The sequence below is a fragment of the Coleofasciculus sp. E2-BRE-01 genome (assembly GCF_040221695.1).
GTDB lineage: Bacteria > Cyanobacteriota > Cyanobacteriia > Cyanobacteriales > Coleofasciculaceae > Coleofasciculus.
Genome location: NZ_JAVKEA010000005.1, coordinates 18,802 through 42,302 on the forward strand (window position 1 = coordinate 18,802; position 23,501 = coordinate 42,302).

The 23,501-nt window shown below is 45.3% G+C and carries 22 protein-coding genes and 1 pseudogene; 11 read left to right on the plus strand and 12 right to left on the minus strand.

What is annotated here, in order from left to right; genetic code table 11:
- The first annotated feature begins 59 nt into the window (after positions 1–59).
- Positions 60–1,367 (plus strand): TetR family transcriptional regulator, encoded by a 1,308-nt coding sequence (locus RIG66_RS00665; protein WP_446374240.1) that lies wholly within the window; start codon positions 60–62, stop codon positions 1,365–1,367.
- A 147-nt stretch (positions 1,368–1,514) separates the two neighbouring features.
- On the plus strand, positions 1,515–1,736 hold the full coding sequence (locus RIG66_RS00670; protein WP_446374242.1) for a DUF2281 domain-containing protein: 222 nt from the start codon (positions 1,515–1,517) through the stop codon (positions 1,734–1,736).
- A 208-nt stretch (positions 1,737–1,944) separates the two neighbouring features.
- On the opposite strand, the gene RIG66_RS00675 is transcribed toward RIG66_RS00670, so the two are convergent.
- The 7 genes and pseudogenes from RIG66_RS00675 to RIG66_RS00705 form a co-directional block, all read right to left on the minus strand.
- Positions 1,945–3,054, minus strand: coding sequence for a hypothetical protein (locus tag RIG66_RS00675; protein WP_446374244.1), 1,110 nt, complete (start codon positions 3,052–3,054; stop codon positions 1,945–1,947).
- A gap of 53 nt (positions 3,055–3,107) precedes the next feature.
- Complete coding sequence (locus RIG66_RS00680; RefSeq protein ID WP_446374246.1) at positions 3,108–4,220, minus strand: DNA cytosine methyltransferase; 1,113 nt, start codon at positions 4,218–4,220, stop codon at positions 3,108–3,110.
- A 214-nt stretch (positions 4,221–4,434) separates the two neighbouring features.
- On the minus strand, positions 4,435–6,291 hold the full coding sequence (locus RIG66_RS00685) for an aspartate kinase (protein ID WP_446374248.1): 1,857 nt from the start codon (positions 6,289–6,291) through the stop codon (positions 4,435–4,437).
- Between the two features lie 60 nt (positions 6,292–6,351).
- A pseudogene (locus tag RIG66_RS00690) lies at positions 6,352–6,489 on the minus strand (HAD family hydrolase); the annotation flags it as partial.
- 64 nt (positions 6,490–6,553) lie between these two features.
- Positions 6,554–7,813, minus strand: coding sequence for an RNA-guided endonuclease InsQ/TnpB family protein (locus RIG66_RS00695; RefSeq protein ID WP_446374250.1), 1,260 nt, complete (start codon positions 7,811–7,813; stop codon positions 6,554–6,556).
- A 175-nt stretch (positions 7,814–7,988) separates the two neighbouring features.
- Positions 7,989–8,201: a hypothetical protein gene (locus RIG66_RS00700; protein ID WP_446374252.1), complete on the minus strand. Its 213-nt coding sequence runs from the start codon at positions 8,199–8,201 to the stop codon at positions 7,989–7,991.
- A 71-nt stretch (positions 8,202–8,272) separates the two neighbouring features.
- Entirely contained in the window at positions 8,273–8,968 is a 696-nt protein-coding gene (locus RIG66_RS00705) for an HAD family hydrolase (RefSeq protein WP_446374255.1), read from the minus strand.
- A 47-nt stretch (positions 8,969–9,015) separates the two neighbouring features.
- On the opposite strand from RIG66_RS00705, the gene RIG66_RS00710 reads away from it, so the two are divergent.
- Both RIG66_RS00710 and RIG66_RS00715 read left to right on the plus strand, forming a co-directional pair.
- Positions 9,016–10,677: a D-Ala-D-Ala carboxypeptidase family metallohydrolase gene (locus tag RIG66_RS00710; RefSeq protein ID WP_446374257.1), complete on the plus strand. Its 1,662-nt coding sequence runs from the start codon at positions 9,016–9,018 to the stop codon at positions 10,675–10,677.
- A 310-nt stretch (positions 10,678–10,987) separates the two neighbouring features.
- Positions 10,988–11,764, plus strand: a complete 777-nt coding sequence (locus RIG66_RS00715; RefSeq protein WP_446374330.1) for a hypothetical protein — start codon at positions 10,988–10,990, stop codon at positions 11,762–11,764.
- A gap of 105 nt (positions 11,765–11,869) precedes the next feature.
- Here the strand turns inward: RIG66_RS00715 and RIG66_RS00720 are convergent, their stop codons facing one another.
- On the minus strand, positions 11,870–12,601 hold the full coding sequence (locus RIG66_RS00720) for a DevA family ABC transporter ATP-binding protein (RefSeq protein WP_446374259.1): 732 nt from the start codon (positions 12,599–12,601) through the stop codon (positions 11,870–11,872).
- Positions 12,602–12,689: 88 nt separating this feature from the next.
- On the opposite strand from RIG66_RS00720, the gene RIG66_RS00725 reads away from it, so the two are divergent.
- Positions 12,690–12,944: a hypothetical protein gene (locus RIG66_RS00725; protein WP_446374261.1), complete on the plus strand. Its 255-nt coding sequence runs from the start codon at positions 12,690–12,692 to the stop codon at positions 12,942–12,944.
- A gap of 23 nt (positions 12,945–12,967) precedes the next feature.
- Here the strand turns inward: RIG66_RS00725 and devC are convergent, their stop codons facing one another.
- From devC to RIG66_RS00740, 3 genes are all read right to left on the minus strand, one after another.
- Positions 12,968–14,116, minus strand: coding sequence for an ABC transporter permease DevC (gene devC / locus RIG66_RS00730; protein ID WP_446374263.1), 1,149 nt, complete (start codon positions 14,114–14,116; stop codon positions 12,968–12,970).
- 100 nt (positions 14,117–14,216) lie between these two features.
- Positions 14,217–15,635, minus strand: coding sequence for an HlyD family efflux transporter periplasmic adaptor subunit (locus RIG66_RS00735; RefSeq protein ID WP_446374265.1), 1,419 nt, complete (start codon positions 15,633–15,635; stop codon positions 14,217–14,219).
- A 338-nt stretch (positions 15,636–15,973) separates the two neighbouring features.
- Entirely contained in the window at positions 15,974–16,714 is a 741-nt protein-coding gene (locus tag RIG66_RS00740) for a phycocyanobilin:ferredoxin oxidoreductase (RefSeq protein ID WP_446374267.1), read from the minus strand.
- Positions 16,715–16,974: 260 nt separating this feature from the next.
- Between RIG66_RS00740 and RIG66_RS00745 the strand changes: the two genes are divergently transcribed.
- From RIG66_RS00745 to tatA, 3 genes are read left to right on the plus strand one after another with little or no spacing between them, the layout of a single operon-like run.
- Positions 16,975–17,223 (plus strand): DUF4160 domain-containing protein, encoded by a 249-nt coding sequence (locus RIG66_RS00745; RefSeq protein ID WP_446374332.1) that lies wholly within the window; start codon positions 16,975–16,977, stop codon positions 17,221–17,223.
- A 32-nt stretch (positions 17,224–17,255) separates the two neighbouring features.
- The gene (locus RIG66_RS00750; protein WP_446374269.1) at positions 17,256–17,639 is read left to right on the plus strand and encodes a DUF2442 domain-containing protein; all 384 of its coding nucleotides are present in this window, start codon (positions 17,256–17,258) and stop codon (positions 17,637–17,639) included.
- A gap of 15 nt (positions 17,640–17,654) precedes the next feature.
- Positions 17,655–17,819: a twin-arginine translocase TatA/TatE family subunit gene (tatA, locus tag RIG66_RS00755; RefSeq protein ID WP_006100800.1), complete on the plus strand. Its 165-nt coding sequence runs from the start codon at positions 17,655–17,657 to the stop codon at positions 17,817–17,819.
- Positions 17,820–18,158: 339 nt separating this feature from the next.
- Here tatA and RIG66_RS00760 read toward each other — a convergent pair whose 3' ends face one another.
- The gene (locus tag RIG66_RS00760; RefSeq protein ID WP_446374271.1) at positions 18,159–19,007 is read right to left on the minus strand and encodes an SPFH domain-containing protein; all 849 of its coding nucleotides are present in this window, start codon (positions 19,005–19,007) and stop codon (positions 18,159–18,161) included.
- A 316-nt stretch (positions 19,008–19,323) separates the two neighbouring features.
- Between RIG66_RS00760 and RIG66_RS00765 the strand changes: the two genes are divergently transcribed.
- The 3 genes from RIG66_RS00765 to RIG66_RS00775 all read left to right on the plus strand — a co-directional run bounded on the left by RIG66_RS00765 (position 19,324) and on the right by RIG66_RS00775 (position 23,231).
- Positions 19,324–20,211, plus strand: a complete 888-nt coding sequence (locus tag RIG66_RS00765) for a mechanosensitive ion channel family protein (RefSeq protein WP_446374273.1) — start codon at positions 19,324–19,326, stop codon at positions 20,209–20,211.
- A 35-nt stretch (positions 20,212–20,246) separates the two neighbouring features.
- The gene (locus RIG66_RS00770; RefSeq protein WP_446374275.1) at positions 20,247–20,816 is read left to right on the plus strand and encodes a pseudouridine synthase; all 570 of its coding nucleotides are present in this window, start codon (positions 20,247–20,249) and stop codon (positions 20,814–20,816) included.
- Between the two features lie 264 nt (positions 20,817–21,080).
- Positions 21,081–23,231, plus strand: a complete 2,151-nt coding sequence (locus RIG66_RS00775; RefSeq protein ID WP_446374277.1) for a serine/threonine phosphatase — start codon at positions 21,081–21,083, stop codon at positions 23,229–23,231.
- The last annotated feature ends 270 nt before the right edge of the window (positions 23,232–23,501 follow it).

Below are 23,501 nucleotides of genomic sequence, written 5' to 3' on the forward strand. Positions count from 1 at the left end.
CTACCATCAGCTTAACGATTTATCCATCAAAATGCAAGTGTTACTTACATTACTAAACTATGTCTCGTACCAGTTCTACAACACGAGCGCGTTTGATTCAAGCAGCGCTTGAGTTGTTTACCGTTCAGGGGGTTACCGAGACGACCACACGTCAGATTGCGGAATTAGCCCAGGTTAATGAAGTCACACTGTTCCGTCACTTTGGTAACAAACAAGGATTACTCTTAGCGGTGATCGAAGACTCTGGGGTGTTTACCCGTCTGGGTGAATCACTCAGAGCGCAAGTCGATCAGACAACGACGTTTGAGCAGGCGCTAATTAACTATGGACGCGATCGCCTTCAGGTTCTCACGCAAATGCCCGAGTTACTGCGCTCTGTGGTTGGGGAGTCAGGAAAATATACGGTTGAGCATCGTCAGGCGTTAGGAGAAGGTGTGACTCAAGCCAACCTGGACTTTGCTGATTATCTTACCACCGTGATTCAACGCGATCGCTTACATTTACGTTTATCAGCGGAAAAATTAGCCAGTTTGGTTAATGGGATGTTATTTGGGTATTTGGTGATTGAACTAACCAGCGAGTTCCACAGGCTTTGGCAGAATCAGGAGGAGTTTTTGCAAAGTTTGATCGAACTCATCTTACACGGAGCTTTTGCAGACGGAGAGCTACAGAGACGGAAAGAGGCACAGAGACGGGAAGAGGCGGAGGAAGAGCTAGGAAGCGGCGATACAGGGGAGATAGTGAGCCAGCCTATCCCCGATTCTTCACTGAATGCGCCTTCTCAGGTGATTTCCTCTGAGACAGTAGCCGATTTACCTGCATCCTTAGTTCATGCGATTTTGCAACAAGCCAAAAAAAGCGGCTTACGGGATTATGCTCTCGCCTATATTCTCTTTGGTGCGGGGTTGCGGATAGAAGAAATTATTGCCTTAGAGCGATCGCACCAAATTAGTGACGCCCATAGACACTTATTAAAAGTGACTCACGGTAACGTGCGCCAAGTCCCTGTCAATCAGTGGATTATGGGCAAGCGCTATGGTTCTTACACCCGCAATCCCTTAAACCAATGGCTCAAAAGTCGTAAAGATGATCGCTCACCCCTGTTTGTTAATGAAGCTTTAGAACGGATGTCTGTGCCAGAATTAAGAGCTGCATGGCGTAACTTTACCGCTGAGTTGGAAACGCCATCTCCCTCAATTGAGCAAGCGCGACAGACCTGGTGCGTGGAACTGTTAATGCGAGGGATGAATGTGGAGGATTTAAGTATTTTAAGCGGTTTAGATGTAAAACAATTAGAACCTTATGTTCGCCGAGCAAGGGAAAAAACAGCGTTGGAACGGGCGATTCGTTTAGATCAAAAACCTTGAGTAGGGGTTGCTGAATAAGTATTGTGGTGAGGATAGGCAACAGGGAACAGGGAACAGGGAACAGGGAACAGTAAGGTTTGAGAGAAATTTGCAAAAATTGATACAGTAACGTTTTCTTTTGTCCGACTACTTACCCGATATTAAAATATGAATAATACAGTTATCCTCAATTATTTTGAACAGAAGCTAATTGAAAAAATCCGCGACTTACCTCCTGGTAAAGTTGAAGAAGTCGCCGATTTTGTCGATTTTTTACTAAGACGCAGCGAACAGCATCAGACGATGGTTCGAGAATCCGTTACACTTTCGGAAAAGACATTTGCCAAGGTCTGGGATAATCCAGATGATGCTGAATATGACCAGCTATAATTTTGGAGATGTTATCCTAGTTCCATTTCCTTTGATATCGATGTACTAAGAGAATCATTGGTAAGAATTATCGGCTAGTGCAGCGCGGCGGAAATACTTGAGCAGATTCGTAGACACGCTGAAGCGGCGGGAGATGTGATTTGCTCAGTTATTTCTGGCTTATTTCAGTAGGTAAATATTACGTTGCTTTGTCCTGAAAAAAGTCAGTTCAAAGCCTGAAAATTGCATCCAATTTACGTCTAACGATCGCCTTAAGTAGTTCAACTTTTGGAGGCACTATTTTAGGCAGTAGAATATCGGTAAAACTATTACTACCGTCAAAGTCTATTCCAGCATCTCCATCAAGAGTATATTTAAACGACATCTCTTTTGTATTATCCACGCTAGCTGAATAATCCATTATTGCCAAACTAATATTGCGTCGTGGATTATTTTGTATATCAACGGTTCTTAAACGTGTAGTAAGTTCAATGTTTTTAAGCAACGTATCTTGAAGAATCCAAATTGTTTTTCCATTCCATTTATTAGCTAATGCTGTTTTCGCGAATAATTGCGTCACCATGCGTCCCCAAACTTGGCGCTTATTAATGCCTGGGCTAGTATGTTCAGACTTAATCAAGGAATTGCGAAATGCACTTCGCATATCTGTAGAATTTTCAGTTCTAGAACCACTTGTACTGGCAGTCATGACTTCCAGAATGAAGAAGTTTGATAGATCAGGTAAATTAATCGACATATCGGCTAGATGTTGCCTTTCATCCTGAAAATAGCCACTCTTCTTCGCTAATTTCACAAGTTCCCTTAAATCTTCTGGTGTTGATTCTAAAAAATCACTACTCTTTAGTAACTGTCTCAGAGACGTTAGAATTAACGGGGCTATAACATAGTCAAAATGATAGTTGATTTCAGCATCTGCTACTCTATGCTTAAAGGATACTTCTGCCCAAGTACCAATATTAATGTCTGTAAGTAAGCCCGACTGAATTAGTAAGTTAAGTTCGTGCGGATGTATCGAATGATTAGCAGGAGGTATACCTTGTCCATCGAATTTTGCTGCAAACAGACGACGTGGGCAAACAACCCAAATATCTTCGCCTGCTTGAATCGAACATACACCAGGTATAACCTCAGTAACATCACGATTAAAGTACTGAGTTAAAGGTTCTTGGGATGTGAGCTTAATTTTGGTTTGATAGCGATTTCCACCTCCGTCACAAGTTGCGCCCATAAATGGACACTGACGAGACTTTCGTATCATCTCTACATCTTGACTACGGTCATTGACAGGGAAGCCGAATAGCTCAAATATGGTAGGCATAAGCGAAGATATAGTCTGGTGATAATTAGTGTTTATAAACGGATCAGCTCTTGCTAAAAATATTTGTCAGTTTTCTGCATTGAGGCAAGGAATTTATCGATTTCTTTGGCAATAGCATAAGCAACAGGCGGCGGAACAGAATTAGCAACCTGACGATGCTGATCTAAGTATCTGACTCTACCTGAACGACCTCGAACAGGACCTTTCAGAAGATAAGTATCAGGGTATCCATGAATACGCATATATTCGCGTGGAGTTAGATATCTATCTTCAACAGGATGGAAAAAAATTTCTCCACACCGTAGAGTCAGTGACGGTTCAGAAAATGAAAGTCTACGAAACTTAGTTGTATCTTTTTTCGTCAATTTACCTCTTTGACTTGCGGGTAGATGAAGTTCCCCCGCCAAAAAAGAGCCTTCTGACACTCCCTGAATACGTCTTCTATCGCCTGCTGGGGTAATATCGATATGGCTATTTTTAGGTAGATTTCCCTTGTCATTTGAAGGACTATCTAATCCCTTTAGAGCTTGCCCAACTGTAACGTAGTGATTAAGCGGAAATAATGATAATTGAGAATCAAACTTACTATGAGTTTGTAAGGGAAAGCTAAAATTATGCTTAGCTTTTGTCGCCACTATAAATACCCTTTCTCTAACTTGAGCGACTCCATAGTCTGCTGAATTAAGGATTTGCTGTCTGAAACAATATCCTAATTCCTCAAGTTGATCTTTCAGACTTTGAAAAGCACCACCATTTTTTCCCGACTTACCTGGAGCCTTCAATATACCTTTTACTTGTTCAATCGCAATAACTTTGGGCTGAAAATATTTAGCAAATCTAACAAACTCAAACAAAAGTAAACCTCTCTCATCATCTAAGGAACCACGTTTGCCAGCTTGAGAAAAACTTTGACAAGGACTACCACCAAAGAGTAGATCTAAATCACCAGGTTGTATATTTAAATCTCTCATTAAATGACAGGGATCAACTTGCTTGATATCTTTCTCAAGAAGCAAAGTTCTCAGATTATCTCTGTCCATTACGCTGCGGAGGGTTTGGCAGCAGTATGGGTCAATTTCGATGTCAGCTAGTATTTCAAAGCCAGCTTGACGGACACCGATATCCATCCCACCTGCACCTGAGAAAAGAGATAAGGCAGACAACATAAAATGGACACTCAGTACAGAAGTATTATTTGATCCTCAGACTTATAGACTATCACAATAACGGATATTCCCAAACGACACCCCTAATTTTATGGGTTATTATTTTCGAGTAGCATCGATGTCATGGGAGTCAACTTAAGCCAGGTTGCGTCCGAGTGAATTCAGAGGCAAGGATAGTAACCTGAAGTGGAAACAAGAAGCTGTAGGATACCTCCTATGCTGGAACTTCAACTTGCTGATTTCCGGCTAAACCAAATGCCTGGTGAATGGCTTGTAATGCTGTCACCCCCTGCTCTTTATTCACCACACAACTAATCTTGATTTCTGACGTAGTGATCATTTGAATATTGATTTGGTGTTGAGAAAGAGCGGCAAACATCCGCGCCGCTACACCGGGTTGTCCAATCATTCCTGCACCAACAATACTAACTTTAGCAATATCAGCATCAAGGAGAACCTCGCCGTACCCTAAAATAGATGCAGCCTCCTGGAGAATTGTCTGGGCAGTTTCCGCCTCAGCTTGGGCGACAGTGAAGGCAATATCGCGTGTGGGAATTCCATCAATCACGCGACAGCGCTGAGATTGAATAATCATATCCACGCTAATAGTTTGCTCGGCTAAGATACTAAATATGCGAGCTGCCATACCCGGACGATCAGGAACATAGCGAATAGCTAAACGGGCTTGATTCTGGTCAAGGGCAACCCCTCGAACGGGGTTTGAATGTAGAGACGTTGCATGCAACGTCTCTACACCGCTGGCTGCAAGGGAATTATCGGTTAACTCTGTTGGTAAACGGGCGGGGGAACTCTTAATATTAAACTGGTCACACAAAACCGCGATCGCACGATTACAATCAGCCGCATCAATCACACAGCTTACTTTTACCTCAGAGGTGGAAATCATCTGAATATTGATCCCCGCATTTGCCAATGTGGTGAACATTTGCGCCGCAATACCGGGATGTCCAATCATCCCCGCCCCCGCGATCGCGATTTTGGCGATATTCGATTCCACTAAGACTTCCGCCTCATCATCACTGGGATTAGTCGGGCTACGAAACGCAGGTGCGATCGCTTCGGCGACGGCTTCAGCCCGTTTGAGAATACCCTTACTTACACTAAAGGCAATATCATTCGTATTCCCTTCATGAATCGACTGGATAATTAAATCCACATCCAAATCTTGACCCGCAATTTCGCCAAATAATTGGGCGGCGACACCCGGATGATCGGGAACCCGCAGCATTGCCACTTTTGCCTGATCGGTATCAAATTCTACCGCATCCACCGATCGAGCAATTTCTAAATCATCTAACGAACGGGGTTGTGGCGTAGGAGAAATCACCTTTGTCCCCGGATCATCCGTCCAACTGGATAATACAACCAAAGGCATCCCGTAATTTCGAGCAATTTCCACCGCACGCGGATGCAGTACCTTCGCCCCTAAGCTTGCTAATTCCAGCATTTCATCGCAGGTAATCTCGTCCATGAGTTGAGCATCGGAGACTAAGCGCGGATCGGCGGTTAAAATACCCGGGACATCCGTGTAAATCTCACACCGATCTGCCCCTAATGATGCTGCTAACGCCACGGCTGAGGTATCTGATCCGCCGCGTCCCAAAGTGGTAATCTCTAAGTCAGTCAGACTACTGATCCCTTGAAACCCCGCTACCACAGCCACTTTACCCTCGTTGATATGCCGAGAAATCCGTTCGGTGTGGATACTAAAAATTCGGGCGCGGCTATATTGGGCTTCCGTGACAATACCCACCTGTGCGCCAGTCAGGGAAATTGCGGGTTGTCCTAATTCCTGCAACGCCATTGCTAGCAGCGCGATGGAAACTTGTTCTCCAGTGGAGAGTAACATATCCATTTCCCGACGGCTGGGATTGGCGGAGATTTCGTGCGCCAGTTTGACCAACCCATCCGTCGTTTTACCCATGGCTGACACGACGACGACTAATGAGTTACCGGCTTGAACTGTTTTTAATAGGCGTTGGGCAACGGTTTGAATCCGCTCAACTGACCCCACCGAGGTTCCACCGTATTTTTGGACAACCAGCACCATAAATGTTACTCCTACACCTTGTCATTTGTCATTTGTCATTTGTCAAGAGTCAGGCAGCAATTAGCCTCCTACCTGATGCAGGTACTCTACTAACTCACAAAATCCCTCGCCTTCTGTAGCGACGGTTACATAAGCGGGTTTATAATCCAGCTCATCCGTATAATCCAGAACATTAGCAACGCCTACTGATAGGGGAAATAGCTGTGGGTTAAGTGACATCCTCCTACACCAAATCAAAGATTATGGTGTAGGCTTCCTCAAATCACTTTGAAGATTTCCTGGTTACTCCCTTTTGGGATTTCGCCACTTGCCTAGATTGAGTTGCCTCAACCCCCGGTAGATCGACTGCACAGGCAGTTTCCTTTCCCGCTAGCCCAGCGGTACTAATTTGCTCTATTCCTCGGTTTCTGATTACCTGACCACTGGCAACATCCCTATCGGTTTTGTAACCGCAGTGAGGGCAATCATGTACCCGAACACTCAGGTCTTTTTTGACTTCACCTTTACATTCAGGACACTCCTGAGAAGTGCCTCTGGCATCAACAACAGCAAAAAACTTTCCACGCTTCCAACACACATATTGGGTAATGGTACGGAATTGACCAAACCCCGCATCAAGCATCTGCTTACCTAACATCCCTTTGGCGCTAACTCTATAGTCTAAATCTTCCATGAAAACCATATCCCCAGCATCACAAAGGGCGTGAGCTTGTTTGAAATGAAAGTCTTTCCTGATGTTACCAATATAGTGGTGAAGTCGAGCAACCTTGAGCCGTTGTTTCTCGTAATTTTTAGACCGCTTTTGTTTCCTAGACAGTCTACGTTGCAGCAATCTAAGCTTGCTTTGTAGTGTCTTAAAAAACTTAGGTGGTTTGACAACAACGCCGTCGCTGGTTGCTAAAAACTTCTCTAACCCTACGTCTACCCCGATTGGGTGTCCGTGAGGATTAGGGTCAGGGACACTGACATTACATTGAATGTTGATTGACGCATACCATTTATCGGCTTTCCTTGTAATTCGCACCTGTTTTACTGTAAACCCAGATGGAATAGGGCGATGTAGGTTGATTGGGATTGTCCCTAGCTTTGGTAGTTTGATATGAAGGTTCGTTACTGGGTTTTCCTTAAATTGAGGAAACAGCAACGACTTAAACTGCCCAACCTTCTTAAACCTAGGAAAGCCAAACCCGCGAGATTTAAAGTAATCCCAAGCTTTATGCAGTTGCTTTATTGCCTGTTGGAGAACTTGAGAAGGAACATCCTTTAACTTAGGAAATTCCTTCTTAGCTTTAGGTAAATTATTAAGCTGCCGTAGTTCACCGGGAAATGGGGTATCTGCTGGGATGATATACTCATGCACCAGGGAACATCTATCAATCAAACATTTGCGACTATTGCACCAATCCTTTATTTCCCTCAATGCATAGTTATAGGCACTGCGGCAAGTTTCCATCCACTCAATCAACTGTTGTTCTTGAGAGGTATCTGGATAGATTCGGTAACAATAGTTAAATGTCAGCATACCTCTATTATATAACATTTATTAGTTAGTGGCGTACTATTAAATGTTAATTTTAGGGATATTGAATCCCTAAAATTCACTTGGGGAGTTGTGTATCCCAACGCTGAATTAAAATTACAGCGTGGGTCTTACAACTCCCCCAAACCCCCTGCTAAGATAAAAAAGAGTGTTGGTGTCAATCTATGATAACGTCAAACCAGTCCTTAATGTCTTCTCCAAAATAATCAGCAATCTTAAGATGCGTTTCAGTTATAGAAGGTTGAATTTCACGACAAGCTCGATTGATAACCATGACATCTGTATCTAATTTCCTTGCTAACTCTCTTTGAGACGTTTTAGTTTCTTTAAGCAATTCTTTTAGTTTAACTTTGTATCGTAGGTTAGTCATTGATTTAACGTTGATTTAACGTTGATAGGGTTGACAAAATGTAGTAGGGCGGCTAATAGGCTATCCGAATCTCAGCGTAGCCCACCCGCCGATGCCGGGATCAGTTCAATTTTTGGGTTTGACAGATAGAGAGGATTGTATAAACTAGCATCGTTAGGACTATCACCGACTGTCAGCACTTGTTCCGGTTGATACTGGGGAAAGTAGTCGTGTAACACTTGGATTAATCCAGTGGCTTTATCCTGAGATCTGGGTTTAATGTGACACTGTACCGAACTGTAGGTAAAACCCCAATCCATTGACGTACATAGGGCGTTAAGGCGTTCTAGCTGATGGATGGTGAGATCGCGATTATCAAACGTCCAATCGGTGAGACGAAAGCAATTGTCAGCCGATTCGTGAATCTGGGAAAATTCGGATTTGAGGCATTGATAGGTATCCGCTAATTGTTGGCGATGGGTGGTCATATCAGCAATTGTGGATAAAAAGACAGGTTGCTCTTTATCGGCTGGATAATATAATCCGCCATTTTCCGCGATCGCGCCCTGTACGGGTAAATAATTGACCAAACCACTGACCCAACCTGCGGAACGCCCTGTAACAATCAGTACCGGGATATTCGCTGCACTTAAATGTTCCAACGCTTGCAGCAAATCGGCACTAAATTTACCCTGTCGTGTTAGCGTACCATCCATATCCGTGGCAATCAGACGTAGCGTTTTCCAGCAATGGGCGGCTATTGCGGAGTTCATCGATGAAAAAGCCATAGATTATTGTGTAATGGGTGCTATATCTTGGATTATCAAAATTCGTCATGGCAATACTCTCACCAGACCAACGGAATTATTATTACCTTCTAGCCGCCGAACGAGCGGGAATTCACAAGCCAATTTTGGCGGCTCTTTATCAGGTTCATTCGTCTCCGACGTTTGCTGATGGAGAAACGGGATTAGGCATCTCGCCTGCCAATCGGGTATCACCCGATCAGGTGGATACATTCCCCGAACAAGTACAATATGCTGCTAATGCTATCCGATCGCTAACTGATAGTTTAATTGCTCAGAGACAACGGGGAAATGATTTATGGCTGTCCGAACAGGGACGCTATAGTGACAAGTTCCTGCAAAACGTGGCTAGAGGATATGTACCGCCAGCCAGTCAACCGTATATGGCACGTTTAGAACCGAGTAACTTTGAGTCCCTCAAACAAGCCTATCTAGCTGATTTAGCCGCCGACTTTAGCAGTGAAAACCTGCCCCAAAACCTTGCCTATCTGGATAAAGCCTTACTGACACTTGTGGATCGACTGCCAGAGTATTATAGGGGATTAGCTCATCAACGGGATGCGTTGGTCGAAGGGGTGCGAGTGTGGCGGGAACTGGATACACGGGATGCTGCTATTGTTTCGTTAGTGCCAACGGATCAGGTAGAATCAGCGCGTGAGGATGAATCCCTATTGGATATTCCCCTCAAGCAATTTATGGGACGGGTGTCTGCCAACTATAGCGGTTATCCCCATCAACGGGAGGCATTGCTGCGCCTAAGTCAACTATGGCGTCAACTGCGAACCCGAGAAGAAGCGATCGCGTCTTTGGAAAAAAGTGCCTCCCCCGAAGAAGATCTCGATATTATTGATCCGGCGCTAATTGCCTTTGTCGAGCGTATACCGAAGTTCTACCAGGGACAAGGTAGCCAACGCAATGCCCTCACCGAAGGTTTTCGACTCTGGAATCAATTCGACTCCCGCGCCACGGTATTAAGTCATCTGGGCATTAATCCAGACATCCTCCAAGCGAGTACCACTGATCCCACCGCGATGCAAAAACTGGCAGCAGAACTGGATCGAGAACTGATCAGCTTTGTCGGCAAGATACCCAAAGACTATAAAGAAGAGGACAACCAACGGGAAGCATTAATCCGTCTAGTACAACTTTGGCGAGATTTGCCCACCCGAAATCAGGCAGTGCAATCTCTCCTGGACGACCAAAAACGGATGAATGAAGCCCGCCGCCAAGCCCAAGAAGCACCGCCCAAGCCCACACCTGTAGTCATTCCCAAACGTCCTGAACGGTGGACACCCTACAATATTCAGCTATTAGCACCAATTATTCCCGATGGTAACTTTACCTGGGCAGAAGCCACCCATGGAGGTACACGTATGCCCCCGAACCAAGCTACAGTGGATGCTATGATTCGCATTGCGAAACTGGCACAACGGGCACGCGATCGCATTGGGCGACCTTTTATCGTCACCAGTTGGTATCGCCCCCCTCACATTAATCGAGCAGTTGGGGGTGCCAAGTATAGTCGGCATCTGGTGGGAGATGCCATGGATTTTGTGTGTGAAGGGTTAAGTGGTAATCAGATTTATTGGTCTCTGGAACCGTGGTGGCCCGGTGGTTTAGGTCGCTATATTCGATTTCCTAATTTGTGCCACATTGATGCTCGCAGCTACCGGGCACGCTGGCGCCACTAAGGGTAACATTCAGCACGAACACCTCTGTTTGCTGCTACCTTTTTCCAGGACTGTAATTCAAAATCTGCATGGGTGCATCTGTAATTGAAGCAACAAATCAATCAACCACACAAATCCAGAACAATCTAACATTCATGGCGGAGTCCTAGGGGACTTTCGCAAGAGTTTACGACTCGGTACAGTGTTTTCCCCACCGACAAAAAATGGCTGTCGGTATACCCCAGCAGATTTAGCAAGGGCGAGATTGCACCCGATGCACTCCCTGGAAGGCATTCTAGAAATAACTCTTACGTTTTCTCCAGCAGGCATTATGTCCAGTTCGATTATCCCTAGAGAATCTACATTAGCTCAAGTTTCTCAGCCGTCACCCACGGCTGTCTCTCCTTCACCCCCAAACAATCAGTCTTTCGGATCACCCTGGATGTTTGTCTCCATGGGACTGTTCTTACTCATGATCGGCTTACTGGTCTATGGCAAAATGCAATTGAATGCCGCGACGAAAAAGCTGAAATTTGAGCAGTTTAAAACCAAAGATCTCCAGAAAAAGTTAAAGTTGGCGCTCAACACGATCCGTAAAATGGAAACGAATCCGGATTTGGTTCACTCTCGCGAGTTCAATTTAGACTATCTGCGATTGCGGATGGAAGAAGAGGTGTTCCATTTTGCCATTGTGAATCAAATCAAAATCAAGGTTAAACAAATCATCAGTGTGGCGCTACGACCGAATCAGGCGACTCAAGGCGCGGTCGGGATTGCTAGTACCACGGGGAGGCAAGTTGATGAACTGTTTGATGTCAAGTACGAGACGGAAAGCAGCGGTAAACGTACCATGCGAGTGCTGTTCCGGATTCAAATCAAGTTGACTAAATTACCCACTCAAGCCACCTCAGCCACGATTAGCCAGATTATTGATTGTATCGAAACTTTTCTCAGTCCAGAGGATGAAAGCTGGCAACCCACGATTCAAGGACGAATTGTTTCAATTCACTGGGATCAAAAAGCTAAACCGACTCCTTTACTGGTGCTTCAGCAATCCAGTGAGGGGGTTAATGTGACCTTAAGAACAAATCGGGCGCGGATGCACTGAACTCATTTCCTGGCTCTCAATCATGAGATAAACTTGCTCAAACTTCAACGTTGTTCTTAACTCAAATAACTGATGCCACATTTTTTTCAATTTTATATGTATTATTTATGACCCTTCGCTTCGCTCAAGAACATGCTGATTACTTCGGTGAATATGTCCATCTTCGATATGAATAATCCGATCCGCAATATCTAAAATCCGATTATCGTGGGTGACAAGTAGAATGGTGCATCCTTGTTCTTTGGCTAACTGTTGCATTAATTCCACTACATTCCGTCCAGATTGACTATCCAAAGCTGCTGTGGGTTCGTCGGCTAGAACTAACTGAGGACGACTCACTAACGCCCGCGCGATCGCAACTCGCTGTTTTTGTCCGCCAGAAAGGTTATCGGGGTAGTGATTAAGATGATTGGCTAAACCGACTGTGGTTAATAGTGCTGTTGATTTCGCTACCGCCTCGACGGGAGAAATATCCGGGTGAAGTTCCACTGACATTTGCACGTTTTGGCACGCCGTAAGACTCTTGAGCAAGTTATGAGATTGAAAGATATAACCAATATGACGGCGCACTTGTACCAGTTTTGCTTCTGTCGCACCGACAAGTTCCTGTCCTAAAACCTGAACTTGACCCGATTGGGGTGAACGTAAGCCGCCAATTAGGGTTAATAAGGTTGTCTTCCCTGAACCCGAAGGACCCGTAACTAAGACAATTTCTCCAGATAATAGTTCTAGGTTAATATCAAAGAGAATTTGTTTACGTAGAGAACCTTTACCAAAGTAATGGTTGAGATTTTTAATCGAGACAACAGGAGATTTACGTAATACGTGATAAGTCATAAATGGTGGACATAATTAAAGTTAACGGTTGAGATTAGGGAACACCTCGGACTTCGGCGTGAGCGCTCAGTCGAACGCTTCGCTCGGTGTGTCACAGGGAACAGGGAACAGCAAGGGTTTAAAGGCGGGTTCAGGGACAATTGTAGGGGTGGGTTTAGGGACAATTGTAGGGGCGGGTTTAGGGACAATTATAGGGGCGGGTTTAGGGACAATTGTAGGGGCGGGTTTAGGGACAATTGTAGGGGCGGGTTTAGGGACAATTGTAGGGGCGGGTTTAGGGACTAAATTTAGCTATCCACCAATAACGGAAAAACAAAACCCGCCCTTCTCCACCAATAACTGACCAACTTTTCCCTTATTCACCCTCTAAAAAATATCAGCCGGATCAGCTGCTTTCAGTTTTCGCACAGCAATCGCCCCCGATACACAACACATAATAATTGTCAAAATTAGAATCGTTATCGTTTTAGTCAAGGTGATTGTCATTGGTAAACGAGTTGCGGCTTTTGTTAAACCATACAATCCAGACGCAATCACCATTCCCGGAATATATCCTAAAATTGCCAGAATAAGCGCTTCTTGAAAAACCACCATCAATAAATAACGATGGGTATAGCCCATCGCTTTGAGTGTGGCATATTCGGGTAAATGATCGGAAACATCGGTATAAAGAATTTGATAAACAATCACCGTACCAACAACAAACCCCATTACTGTCCCCAAAGTGAAGACAAAACCGATCGCGGTACTGGTTTGCCAGTAATTTTTTTCAAAATCGATAAATTCTTGCTTGGACAAAATTGTGACATCATCAGGAAATTCCTGTCTCATGTCAGTTAAAACATTTTTGAGATTTGCTCCAGGTTGTAATTGAACTATACCAATATCAATCAGTCCCTTATCTCGTCGTGGAAAAATCCGCAAAAAATTAAGATCACTGGTGACAATATTCCCGTCAGCCGCAAATGAAGCCCCTAGACTAAATAATCCTACCACCCGGATACGACGTTCTTCTACTTCTGTCGTTACCTCTTCGTTTTGACGAAATAGTTGAGCAATTGAACCATATTCGGGTCGAGAAGTATCATCGAATAAAACCCCATTTTCTATTTTTATCTTATTCAAATTTTGGTTAACATCAGGTAGTTCTAAGACTGGATTAGCTGGATTAAATCCCAAAACCATAATGGCGCGAGTTGCTCGAGTTTGCGGATTTTTCCATAAGCCAAAATCCATATAGAGTGGACTAATAGACTGAACGCCCTCAAAACCCAAAGCTTGATATAATCGCCGCTGGGGAAAACTTTTCATGGCGATAGTTGCAGTGGATTGAGGGCTAATCAAAAAAATGTCACCTTTCAACTTGTTATGTAGGGTTACATTACTTTCAAACAAGGCATCGCGGAAACCAAGCTGCATAAACATTAAAATATCAGCAAAGCCAATTCCCGCGATCGCGACCAATAATCTGATTTTTTCGCGGCTTAGTTGTAACCAAGCAAGAGGAATTTTCATTTAAGCTTTAAGTTTTCAATTTTGTGTAGGGGCAGGTTTTACTACTATCTTTTCTGACATAACCCAAATGCAAATAAACCCACCCTGACTAAGTTGTAAACTAATTCGACTCTGATTCAAGGAATATTTCTACGATAACTTTTGAATTAGTTAAGCCAGCAACTTTTTGGTTATCTTCTGGACGGAGACGAATATTCACTTCCACGACTCTGGCATCAACATCAGCAGCCGGATCGGTATCCAGAATATCTTTTTTGCCAATTTGTAGTCCAATTTGGCTGACATTCCCTTGCAGTTTTTCCTCAAATGCTTTGCCTTCACTACGAATGGCAACACGTTGTCCGAGACGGACTTGGCTAATATCGCTTTCGTAGACTTCGGCAACCACTACCATCTCGTCTGTTTTTCCCAGTTCGACAATTCCTTCCCCTTCTTTAATGGTTTCCCCAGCCCAAGTATTAATATCTAAAATTCGACCATCTTCTGAAGCCCGCACGTAAGCTAATGAGTCTAAATCAGCTTGGGCTTGTTCAACGGCAGCTAATGTACTTTCCACTTCAGCTTCGGCTTGTTTAATATCAACCGGACGAATTTCTTTAATCTCTTCTAGGCGGGCTTCTTCTTCTTTAATCCGAGCTTCTAGAATGGCGATTGTTTTATTGCGGTTGACTCGGGCTTCTTCAAGCTGTTCGTTAAGATTAGCGATGGTTTGAGCTTTGTTTGCTTCGGCTTGAATTAGATTCGCCTGCTGTTGACTGAGGTTTTCTTGTGCCTCACTCAGGCGTTCTAGGGCTGTTTCCACCCTCAAACGGCGGCTTTCTAATTCTGAGGTAGAAATGGCTCCATCTTCGGCTAACTGCTGATAGCGAGCAAAGTCGTTATCAGCGTTACGTTTTTCTGCCTCGAGTCGTCTAATCGTAGCTTCTTGACCTTTAACGGTGGCTTGTTGGGCTTGAATCGTGGCTTCTTGAGCTTTGGTGGTTTCTCTCAGTTCAGTTTCTAAGCGATTAATTTTGCTCTGTTGGGCTTTTGTTTCTCCCTCTAATTCTTTATCCAGGCGATTAATGGTTTCCTGTTGGGCTTGAATTGCACCCGCTTTAGCACCTGCTTTCACTCGTTCTAGATTCGCTTGAGCAATTTCAACTTGTTTTTTAGCCAGATCGACAGCCGCTTGCAAGCGATCGCGGTTATCCATAATCGCAATCACTTGATTTTCCCGCACGCGATCGCCTTCCGAAACCAGTAATGATTTCACTACACTAGCGCCCTCCAGTGATGTGGGAGCGGATATTGTGATCACTTCGCCAACGGGTTCCAAGCGTCCTAAGGCAGTTACAGCTTCGATTGCAGGTGTCGCCGTCGGCTGTGAATGTGATTGAGTTGGACGCAGTTGAGTCCGATTTAGGCTGTAAACGGCAGCAATTCCAGTCGCCAGAGTTCCACCCACAGCCAGCGCGATCGCCCAACGAGTTATTGGTTTTGAAAGTAGTCCTTCGTCCATCCCTGGTTTATACCCCATATCGTCCTAAGATAAATAGGATTAATCTCTAGAATTCGCGCCCCTCCTTCAGTTATAGACGCTAGGAGTAAGACACGTCTAATAGGATGGGGGAGCAGAGGGAGCAGAGGGAGCTGGGGGAGCAGGGGAAGCAGGGGGAGCAGGGGGAGAATAGGCGTTCCGATGAAACATCTTTTGTAGGGGCGGGTTTTACTACTAACATTTCGTTTTCACCCTGATGTAACAAAACCCGCCCCAACCTAACCGTTCAATTATCGCAAATGACAAATGACGAATGACAAATGACGAATGACAAATGACGAATGACGAATGACAAATGACAAATGACAAATGACGAATTACACCGATGGCAAGTCAAACAATACCGTTGTCATATAATACTCTGCCCAATCCGTACCAAAGGCTTTTTCTAACACACGACGGGTTTTATCATTTTTCTGCTGTTTGGTGCAATAATAATGCTGACCCGCTAAAACTTCTGCTTGGTCTTCAGCCGAAACAGGTGTCGCATTAACCGCCTGAGTACAATGAATTTGGAGAAAATTCTCTACTCGCGATAAAAATTGGTGTTCCTCTTCCGGGGTGTTGGGTCGAATAAAAATGCAAAATTCAGAGAAAATATCGCCCCACTCTGGTAACTCCCGGACGTCTTGGAAATGAGGAGTTGGTAAGGCTTGTAATGGTTGGCGGTAAATGTCAGGTAAGATACGCTGAGCATTCACTGGAGAAAGGTCTGCGATCGCGGCACTGATTTTCCCGCGTCCGCCGACTAAATCACAGCCAAACATGGGTAGATTATACTCTGGACGGGGAAACATGACACAGTGGAGGATATCGAGCATTGTTCCCACTTTTGCCAGTTCCAAGTGCAGTTTGCGAAACTGTGGCGTCTGATAACAACGGTTTTCAATCGTGAGTTTCTCACCCTCTAGACGCCCCTCTACATAACCCAACTCAGCGGGTAGCTGATAGGGCGACAAATCCAGGTAACGCCGCCAGTTAGCTTCAATACAGTCGGCTAATTGGTGGATGAGGGGGTGTTGTTGCTCTCGCAGGGAAGGCTTGGTGGTTACTGACATTCCTTGAACCTAAACAATTAACGCTAAACCAGGCAGGATCGGGTGGTAGATATAGGATATCAGCTTCTGATTCCGTTGAGATCGTCACAATCTTAATCTGTCTGCTTTTTATCGTTACCGAACATGGCGCGTCTTAGCTTAATCCCTGTCTCTGTATACTCATAGGTTGTAGCATTTGTCAACCGCGATCGCACAGCGTAGATATCGTAAGGGTAGGGCTTTGATACAATGAAGTGGTCAGCTACTTGCTAGATGTGGTTATGCCAGAAGTTGCACGGTTCTACGGAATTGTTATCAAGGTGTTCTTTGGTGATCACCCTCCACCCCATTTTCATGCAATTTATGGCGAATATAACGCTTTAGTCGGTATTGAGTCGCTTGAGATCATTGAAGGAGATCTACCCAATCGGGCGCAAAAGCTAGTGTTAGAGTGGGCAAATTTGTATCAGCAAGATTTGTTACAAATGTGGAACACCCAGGAATTCCGTAAGCTACCTCCTTTGAAGTGAAGTAATGAAGTAAGTTTAGGGTTTGTAATACTATGAAATATCCCCGAATTCACAAAGCTAAAGCCGCTAATGATACTACTTTAATTGTTGAATTTACCAATCAAGAGATTAAAAAATACGATATTCGTCATCTTTTAGATATCCCCATGTTTTCTCCACTCCGGCAACCCGCTTTGTTTAAGAATTTTAAGGTTGAGCGAGAGGGATATGGAATTGTCTGGAATGAGGAGATTGATATTAGCGAGTATGAACTCTGGAAGAATGGTGTGATGGTGGAGAGCGAAGACTTAGCTGGTGTAAGGTGGCTCGAAGAACCCGGAAATCCCGTTAGCGATTATGGATATCCCCGACTTGCTACAGATCCTTTGCTAGATCAGGAAGTCAGAAAGAATGTCAATATAAGTAAGCAGAGTTGATCGGAGTAGACGAGTATGTTTGGCTTAGGATGGCCCGAAGTAGCGATTATCGGAATTGTCGCTCTAGTAATTTTCGGTCCCAAGAAGATCCCTGATATGGGTCGCGCATTAGGAAAAACGCTTAAAGGTTTTAAAGAAGAGATGAATACTCCAACATCTGAAGAGGATGACGCTGACTAGAGTTTAGCTGTCCATCCTCCATTTTATGACGTATGAATAAGGGCGGGTTTTGTGCTTCATTTATGGGTGAGCTAGGGCGGGTTTTGTTGTTCAGTTATTTCTGGATAGCTGATTGTAGTTCCTAAACCCGCCCCTACAATTGGGGTTCGCACCCGCCGCCATTGGTGCCAACTTAAGGTGAAAAGTAGGAGGTGTAGGGGCGGGTTTGACGGATAACTTATGGCAACAAACCGATAACTTAACTAAACCCGCCCTTCTGGGGAAAGCAGGGGAAGTAAAGATACTTTCGTTACCAAGTTCGATAACGAAATGCCTCGGTTGAATTATTGAGCCGAAGACTTAATTCGAGCCATTTCCGCCATCTCTCTTGATCGGTAATTCTGGAGTCTCCATTAAATCAGTCATCGCTTCAGTCAAGGCTTTGGGGTCCATGAATACGATTTTGGAGTTGCTACTTTCTCCCAATTTCTCGTTTGCTTCTACATAACGAGTGGCAATCAAATACTTGAGTACATCTTGACTGTTCGGCTTTTCGAGCAGCGCTTTTGAGATCATCTCTAGGGATTTTACTGTCCCCTCCGCCTGAGCGATCGCGGATTCTCTTTCCCCCTCTGCCTCATAAATCGCCGCTTTTTTCTTACTTTCTGCGGCTCGCTCCTGTTCCAAGGACTCTAACACAGTCCGAGGGGGTTTAATTCCTTGGACTTCCACACGGATAACCTCTACCCCCCAGCTATCGGCAGCTTCCTTGATGTAAACAGACAAATTCTCATTGATCTCAGAACGGGATGAATAGGTTTCATCTAAATCCATTCTGCCAATCTCCGACCGTAACGTCGTGAGCACTAAATTTGTAATTGCCTCTTTGACATCTTCAACATCGTAGTAGGCTTTATAGAGGTTGTTGATTCTCCAGAACACCACCGCATCGACTTCCACAGAAATATTGTCTTTCGTGATTGCCTGTTTAGGTTCAGTATCTAAGACTTGTTCACGGGTCGTTTCCTCTACAGCAATGCGCTCAGTCACCAGCCAAACCTGCCGGAGACCGGGTTGTAGGGTTTTCTTATATTTCCCGAATCGTTCAACGATCGCCTGATTGCCCTGATTGATGACTTTGATTGAACCGAGATAGTAGCCGCCGCCGATTAAAAACAGTGCGAAAAAATATGAAAGAAGAGATCCCATGTTTTTAGACTCTCATTAATTAATAAGGATAAGGCGCGGATTAGGAATGCCTAGTCTTGACCAACCCAGGTTTTCCTCCAGCCGCTTTGTCTGGCAGCAAGTGTTACCTACTATTTACTCTCAGGCAAGACACCAGATAAAGAGAGACAATACCCACTACCAGTGAAACCTCCTTGGCTCATGCCAGAATGAGACGCTAGATTTAACCTGATTATCTCAGCATTTTAGCGGAATTTTAGCAAAATTTTGCCATTGGCATAAACCCGATGCCCTATAGCTGCTAGGTTAACAAGAGAAATATGTCTATGATCGACCTGTGAACCGTCTTATTCAACAAATCCAATCCAGCTTGCTCAATCTCCTTGGCTCTACTATTGAGGTTTTGCCCGGGCTTATCGGCGGAGTGATCATTCTCCTGTTGACTCGCTACGCCGCCGAAGGTGCCCAGCAAGTCACCGCTAAAATAGGAGAGCGTACAATCCGCAACTCATCGCTGCAACTGCTGCTGGCGAAAGTAAGTTATGTGACAACGTGGGTTCTTGGCATTTTAGCCGCTAGTGTTATTGCCTTCCCTGGCTTACGGCTAGGTGACATTATCGCAGCGCTGGGGTTGGGTTCAGTCGCTGTTGGTTTTGCCTTTCAAGATATCTTCAAAAACTTCTTAGCTGGAGTGCTATTACTGGTACAAGAACCGTTTCGTCTCAATGATCAGGTGATTATTGGCGACTATGAAGGAACGGTGGAGAAAATTGACATCCGTACCACCCAAATTCGTACCTATCAAGGCGAACGCATTCTCATGCCGAATGCAACGGTATTTACCAGTGCGGTGCAAGTCAGAACCGCCTACGGACGACGGCGAACGGATTTAGGTGTTGGAGTTGACTATAATACCCCCTTGTCTGAAGCGGCTGAACTGCTCGAGCAAACCATTACTCAGGTGGAAGGTGTCTTGTCCCAGCCCTCACCAGAAATCGATTTAGTCAGCTTTGGCGACAGTTCCATTGATTTCGTTGTCCGCTATTGGACTTTACCCCAGCAGCAACGAGTCCGTCAGGTGCAAACTCGATCAATTATGGCGATTAAAAAAGCCTTTGATCACGCCGACATTAATATTCCCTATCCTATTCGCACGCTTTACTTCTATGACCAACAACGGTTCAATGATTATTTACCCCCGTCCCCAGATGAAGGTTCTAACTGACAACGGTTAAGATTGAAAATGTGTATCGATACCTTTTGTTCTACAAACCCTACGATGTCTTAAGTCAGTTTACGGATAGGGAGGACAGTCCCCGTCGAACGCTCAAAGACTATATTCCGGTGTCGGAGGTTTACCCCGTCGGACGCCTTGACCGAGACAGCGAGGGATTGCTCTTGTTGACCAATCATGGACGCTTGCAGCACCGTCTCTCTAATCCGCGCTTTAGACATCCCCGTACCTATTGGGTGCAAGTGGAACGTATCCCCGATGAAGCTGCCTTGAATCAATTGCGCCAGGGTGTAGTGATTAAAGATTATCAGACCAGAAAAGCTCAAGTGCAGCGATTACCCCAAGAACCCGATCTACCCCCCCGCGATCCCCCAATTCGCTTTCGCAAGAGTGTACCGACTTGCTGGTTAGAAATCACCTTGACCGAAGGGCGTAACCGTCAAGTACGGCGCATGACAGCAGCCGTGGGATTTCCCACCTTACGATTAATCCGGGTCGCGATCGCTCATCTGCGTCTGGATGGCTTACAACCGGGTCAGTGGCGTGATCTAACGCCCCCGGAACTTGTCTGTCTCCAGAAACTGGTGAAGTTTTGAGTGTTCCAGACATGATGCCAGAAGGAGGAGCGGGTTTTACCGATAACGTTTGGGAGACATCCCTTATACAGACGCGCCATGGCGCGTCTCTACACTAAACCCACTTTAAGGTAACTCCCTTGCCAATACGGCTCTCCTGCGCCTTTGCACTCGATCACAACTCCCTTAAAAGCTGCAACCTTTGATTCTGGCGTGGCAAACTAGATGGCAGCTAGCTTATAATCCCAGCCTTAGAAACCCGATAGGAATTGAGGAAGTTCCGTTATGTTAATTTGTCCCCAGTGTCATTTTGAAAACCCGAATACTCACAAATTTTGTCAGCGATGTGGAACTTCCTTGATCCATAAGGTGTGTCCTGAATGCGATACCCAAGTTCCCGTTAATGCTGAAACCTGTCATAATTGCGGTGCGTTTACGGGAACAGTTTGGTGGGCAATGATTGCCAAAGAGCCAGAGTATGGCGTAACCTCAACCCCTGATCCAGAAGGTTCCTCAACTAATTCTGAGTCAATCGCTAGCCCAGCGGATCTAGAGTCATCAGCCCAGGGGACACAAACGAAGGAAAGTGAAGTAACCTCTGCCGAAATTCCCGATGATGCCAAAACCGATTCTGAGGCTTTTTCTCAGGAAACGGATCAACCCGAAACGCCAAAGAGTCAGACATTGATGGCACAATCAACGGTTGAACCCGATCCAGAGACTCAAGCCTCATCGACAGCGACGTCTGAGGCAAGTTCTGCTTACAATGTTCACTCGATCGCCTATCTGGATGCTCAACAACGTTACCGACTCATCGAACCCCTAAATCCCGACACCTTAGCGGATGCCCCCGCCGGATCGGAAACGTTTGTCAAAGTGTTGGACTGCCAGCCCTTTCAGAAATCCCTTCTGGAAGCCCTACTGGAACAACAATCAGAGCAATCCCCGTCCCAATCTTCACCAATCCTGGGAATTCCCGCGATCGCACAACCCTATTTAGCGTTGAAACAAAACCATTATCCGACTGTGCCAGAGGTTCATGATGCATGGCAGCAGGATAATCAATCAGTGATGTTGCTCGAAGATCGCTCAAGCTGGCAGCTTCTCAGTGACTTGTGGGGAAGTGAAGCGTTATCGACCTTAGAGCTATTGTATTGGCTCGATGAAATGGCAAGACTTTGGCAGGCACTTGAACCTTGGAATTGTTGCCAAAGTCTATTAGAAATTACCAATTTACGAGTCGATGAAGACCAGGTGTTGGGGCTAGAGCGCCTCTATCCTGATCCTGAAGATGAACCACCTCTGTTAGAGGATTTAGGGCAAATGTGGCGGCTGTTATTTAACCAGTCACAACGGACTCAACTGACCTCATTGGGGACAGTATTTCGGCAGATGTGTACCCAGGAAATTACCACGATTGACCAATTGCGATCCGAATTAGAAGCGATCGCTCACGCGGAAGAAGAAGCACAAGAAGAACAGGCAACGGCAGTTACCTTAGATATGGCTGAACCCTTGTCTGAAGAAGCGATGAGTTTTCTGGAAATGCCCACAGCAGACGTGGGTAGCTACGACGATGGTGGTCCTACGGTTGTTCTACCCATGCAATTACTCAGCCTTGACGATGTTGGCTGCACAGATATTGGTCGTCAACGGGATCACAATGAAGACTGCTTTGGTATTCAGGCGCAGGTGAAAAAGCACGAAACCCCCATAGGTCGAACCTTAGACGCTCGCGGTCTTTATATTCTCTGTGATGGAATGGGTGGACATGCTGCCGGAGAAGTGGCGAGTTCTATGGCGGTGGAGAAGCTGGAGGCGTATTTTCAAGACCATTGGCAGGATGAGTTACCGACCGAAGAGACAATTCGCGAAGCGGTGCGCCTAACTAACCAGGACATTTATGATGTCAACCAACAAAATGCCCGATCAGGCAGTGGTCGCATGGGGACAACCTTGGCAATGATGTTGATTCAGAATACCAACGTCGCGATCGCCCATGTTGGCGATAGCCGTCTCTATCGGTTAACCCGCAAAGGTGGTTTAGAGCAACTCACCGTAGACCATGAAGTCGGTCAACGGGAAATGAAACGCGGCGTAGAAGAAGCGATCGCCTATTCTCGCCCGGATGCTTATCAACTTACTCAAGCTTTAGGACCACGCAGCGACCAGTTTGTTACTCCTGACATCAATTTTTTGGAACTGAATGAGGATACCTTATTCGTTCTGTGTTCCGATGGGTTGTCCGATAATGAACTTATCGAGAATAACTGGCAGACCCACCTGGCTCCTTTGCTCAGTTCTCGCGCTAACCTTGAGCAGGGTATCCTACAGTTAGTTGACCTAGCCAATGAGCAGAATGGTCACGACAACATCACAGCGATACTCATCCGAGTAAAAGTGCGACCTAATTTTCAGCAACGGAGTTGGTCATGAACCCCACGCATAAATGCGGGGGCTTGTAAGACTTTATTCTTGCCACGCTCGAATATTCTTTGCAAGCCTACATGACCAGCCTAAGACTCATGAGGTCTACGTTTAGAGCAAGTGTTAAAGTTCCTACCTACGAATGCATGAACCAACAAGGAATTGAGACAATACTGCAAGGGATAGGGGAGCAGGGGTGCATGTAGAGGCGTTCCGGTGGAACGTCTGGCAGAAAAAATTAAATTAGAGCTTATGCGAGCAGTATTGGGAGGCTACCAA

What these genes read in the sequence shown, in the direction of transcription:
- RIG66_RS00665 (WP_446374240.1), top strand. Translation starts at nt 60, where the DNA reads ATGTCTCGTACCAGTTCTACAACACGAGCGCGTTTGATTCAAGCAGCG.
- RIG66_RS00670 (WP_446374242.1), top strand. Translation starts at nt 1,515, where the DNA reads ATGAATAATACAGTTATCCTCAATTATTTTGAACAGAAGCTAATTGAA.
- RIG66_RS00675 (WP_446374244.1), bottom strand. Translation starts at nt 3,054, where the DNA reads ATGCCTACCATATTTGAGCTATTCGGCTTCCCTGTCAATGACCGTAGT.
- RIG66_RS00680 (WP_446374246.1), bottom strand. Translation starts at nt 4,220, where the DNA reads ATGTTGTCTGCCTTATCTCTTTTCTCAGGTGCAGGTGGGATGGATATC.
- RIG66_RS00685 (WP_446374248.1), bottom strand. Translation starts at nt 6,291, where the DNA reads ATGGTGCTGGTTGTCCAAAAATACGGTGGAACCTCGGTGGGGTCAGTT.
- RIG66_RS00695 (WP_446374250.1), bottom strand. Translation starts at nt 7,813, where the DNA reads ATGCTGACATTTAACTATTGTTACCGAATCTATCCAGATACCTCTCAA.
- RIG66_RS00700 (WP_446374252.1), bottom strand. Translation starts at nt 8,201, where the DNA reads ATGACTAACCTACGATACAAAGTTAAACTAAAAGAATTGCTTAAAGAA.
- RIG66_RS00705 (WP_446374255.1), bottom strand. Translation starts at nt 8,968, where the DNA reads ATGGCTTTTTCATCGATGAACTCCGCAATAGCCGCCCATTGCTGGAAA.
- RIG66_RS00710 (WP_446374257.1), top strand. Translation starts at nt 9,016, where the DNA reads ATGGCAATACTCTCACCAGACCAACGGAATTATTATTACCTTCTAGCC.
- RIG66_RS00715 (WP_446374330.1), top strand. Translation starts at nt 10,988, where the DNA reads ATGTCCAGTTCGATTATCCCTAGAGAATCTACATTAGCTCAAGTTTCT.
- RIG66_RS00720 (WP_446374259.1), bottom strand. Translation starts at nt 12,601, where the DNA reads ATGACTTATCACGTATTACGTAAATCTCCTGTTGTCTCGATTAAAAAT.
- devC (WP_446374263.1), bottom strand. Translation starts at nt 14,116, where the DNA reads ATGAAAATTCCTCTTGCTTGGTTACAACTAAGCCGCGAAAAAATCAGA.
- RIG66_RS00735 (WP_446374265.1), bottom strand. Translation starts at nt 15,635, where the DNA reads ATGGGGTATAAACCAGGGATGGACGAAGGACTACTTTCAAAACCAATA.
- RIG66_RS00740 (WP_446374267.1), bottom strand. Translation starts at nt 16,714, where the DNA reads ATGTCAGTAACCACCAAGCCTTCCCTGCGAGAGCAACAACACCCCCTC.
- RIG66_RS00745 (WP_446374332.1), top strand. Translation starts at nt 16,975, where the DNA reads ATGCCAGAAGTTGCACGGTTCTACGGAATTGTTATCAAGGTGTTCTTT.
- RIG66_RS00750 (WP_446374269.1), top strand. Translation starts at nt 17,256, where the DNA reads ATGAAATATCCCCGAATTCACAAAGCTAAAGCCGCTAATGATACTACT.
- tatA (WP_006100800.1), top strand. Translation starts at nt 17,655, where the DNA reads ATGTTTGGCTTAGGATGGCCCGAAGTAGCGATTATCGGAATTGTCGCT.
- RIG66_RS00760 (WP_446374271.1), bottom strand. Translation starts at nt 19,007, where the DNA reads ATGGGATCTCTTCTTTCATATTTTTTCGCACTGTTTTTAATCGGCGGC.
- RIG66_RS00775 (WP_446374277.1), top strand. Translation starts at nt 21,081, where the DNA reads ATGTTAATTTGTCCCCAGTGTCATTTTGAAAACCCGAATACTCACAAA.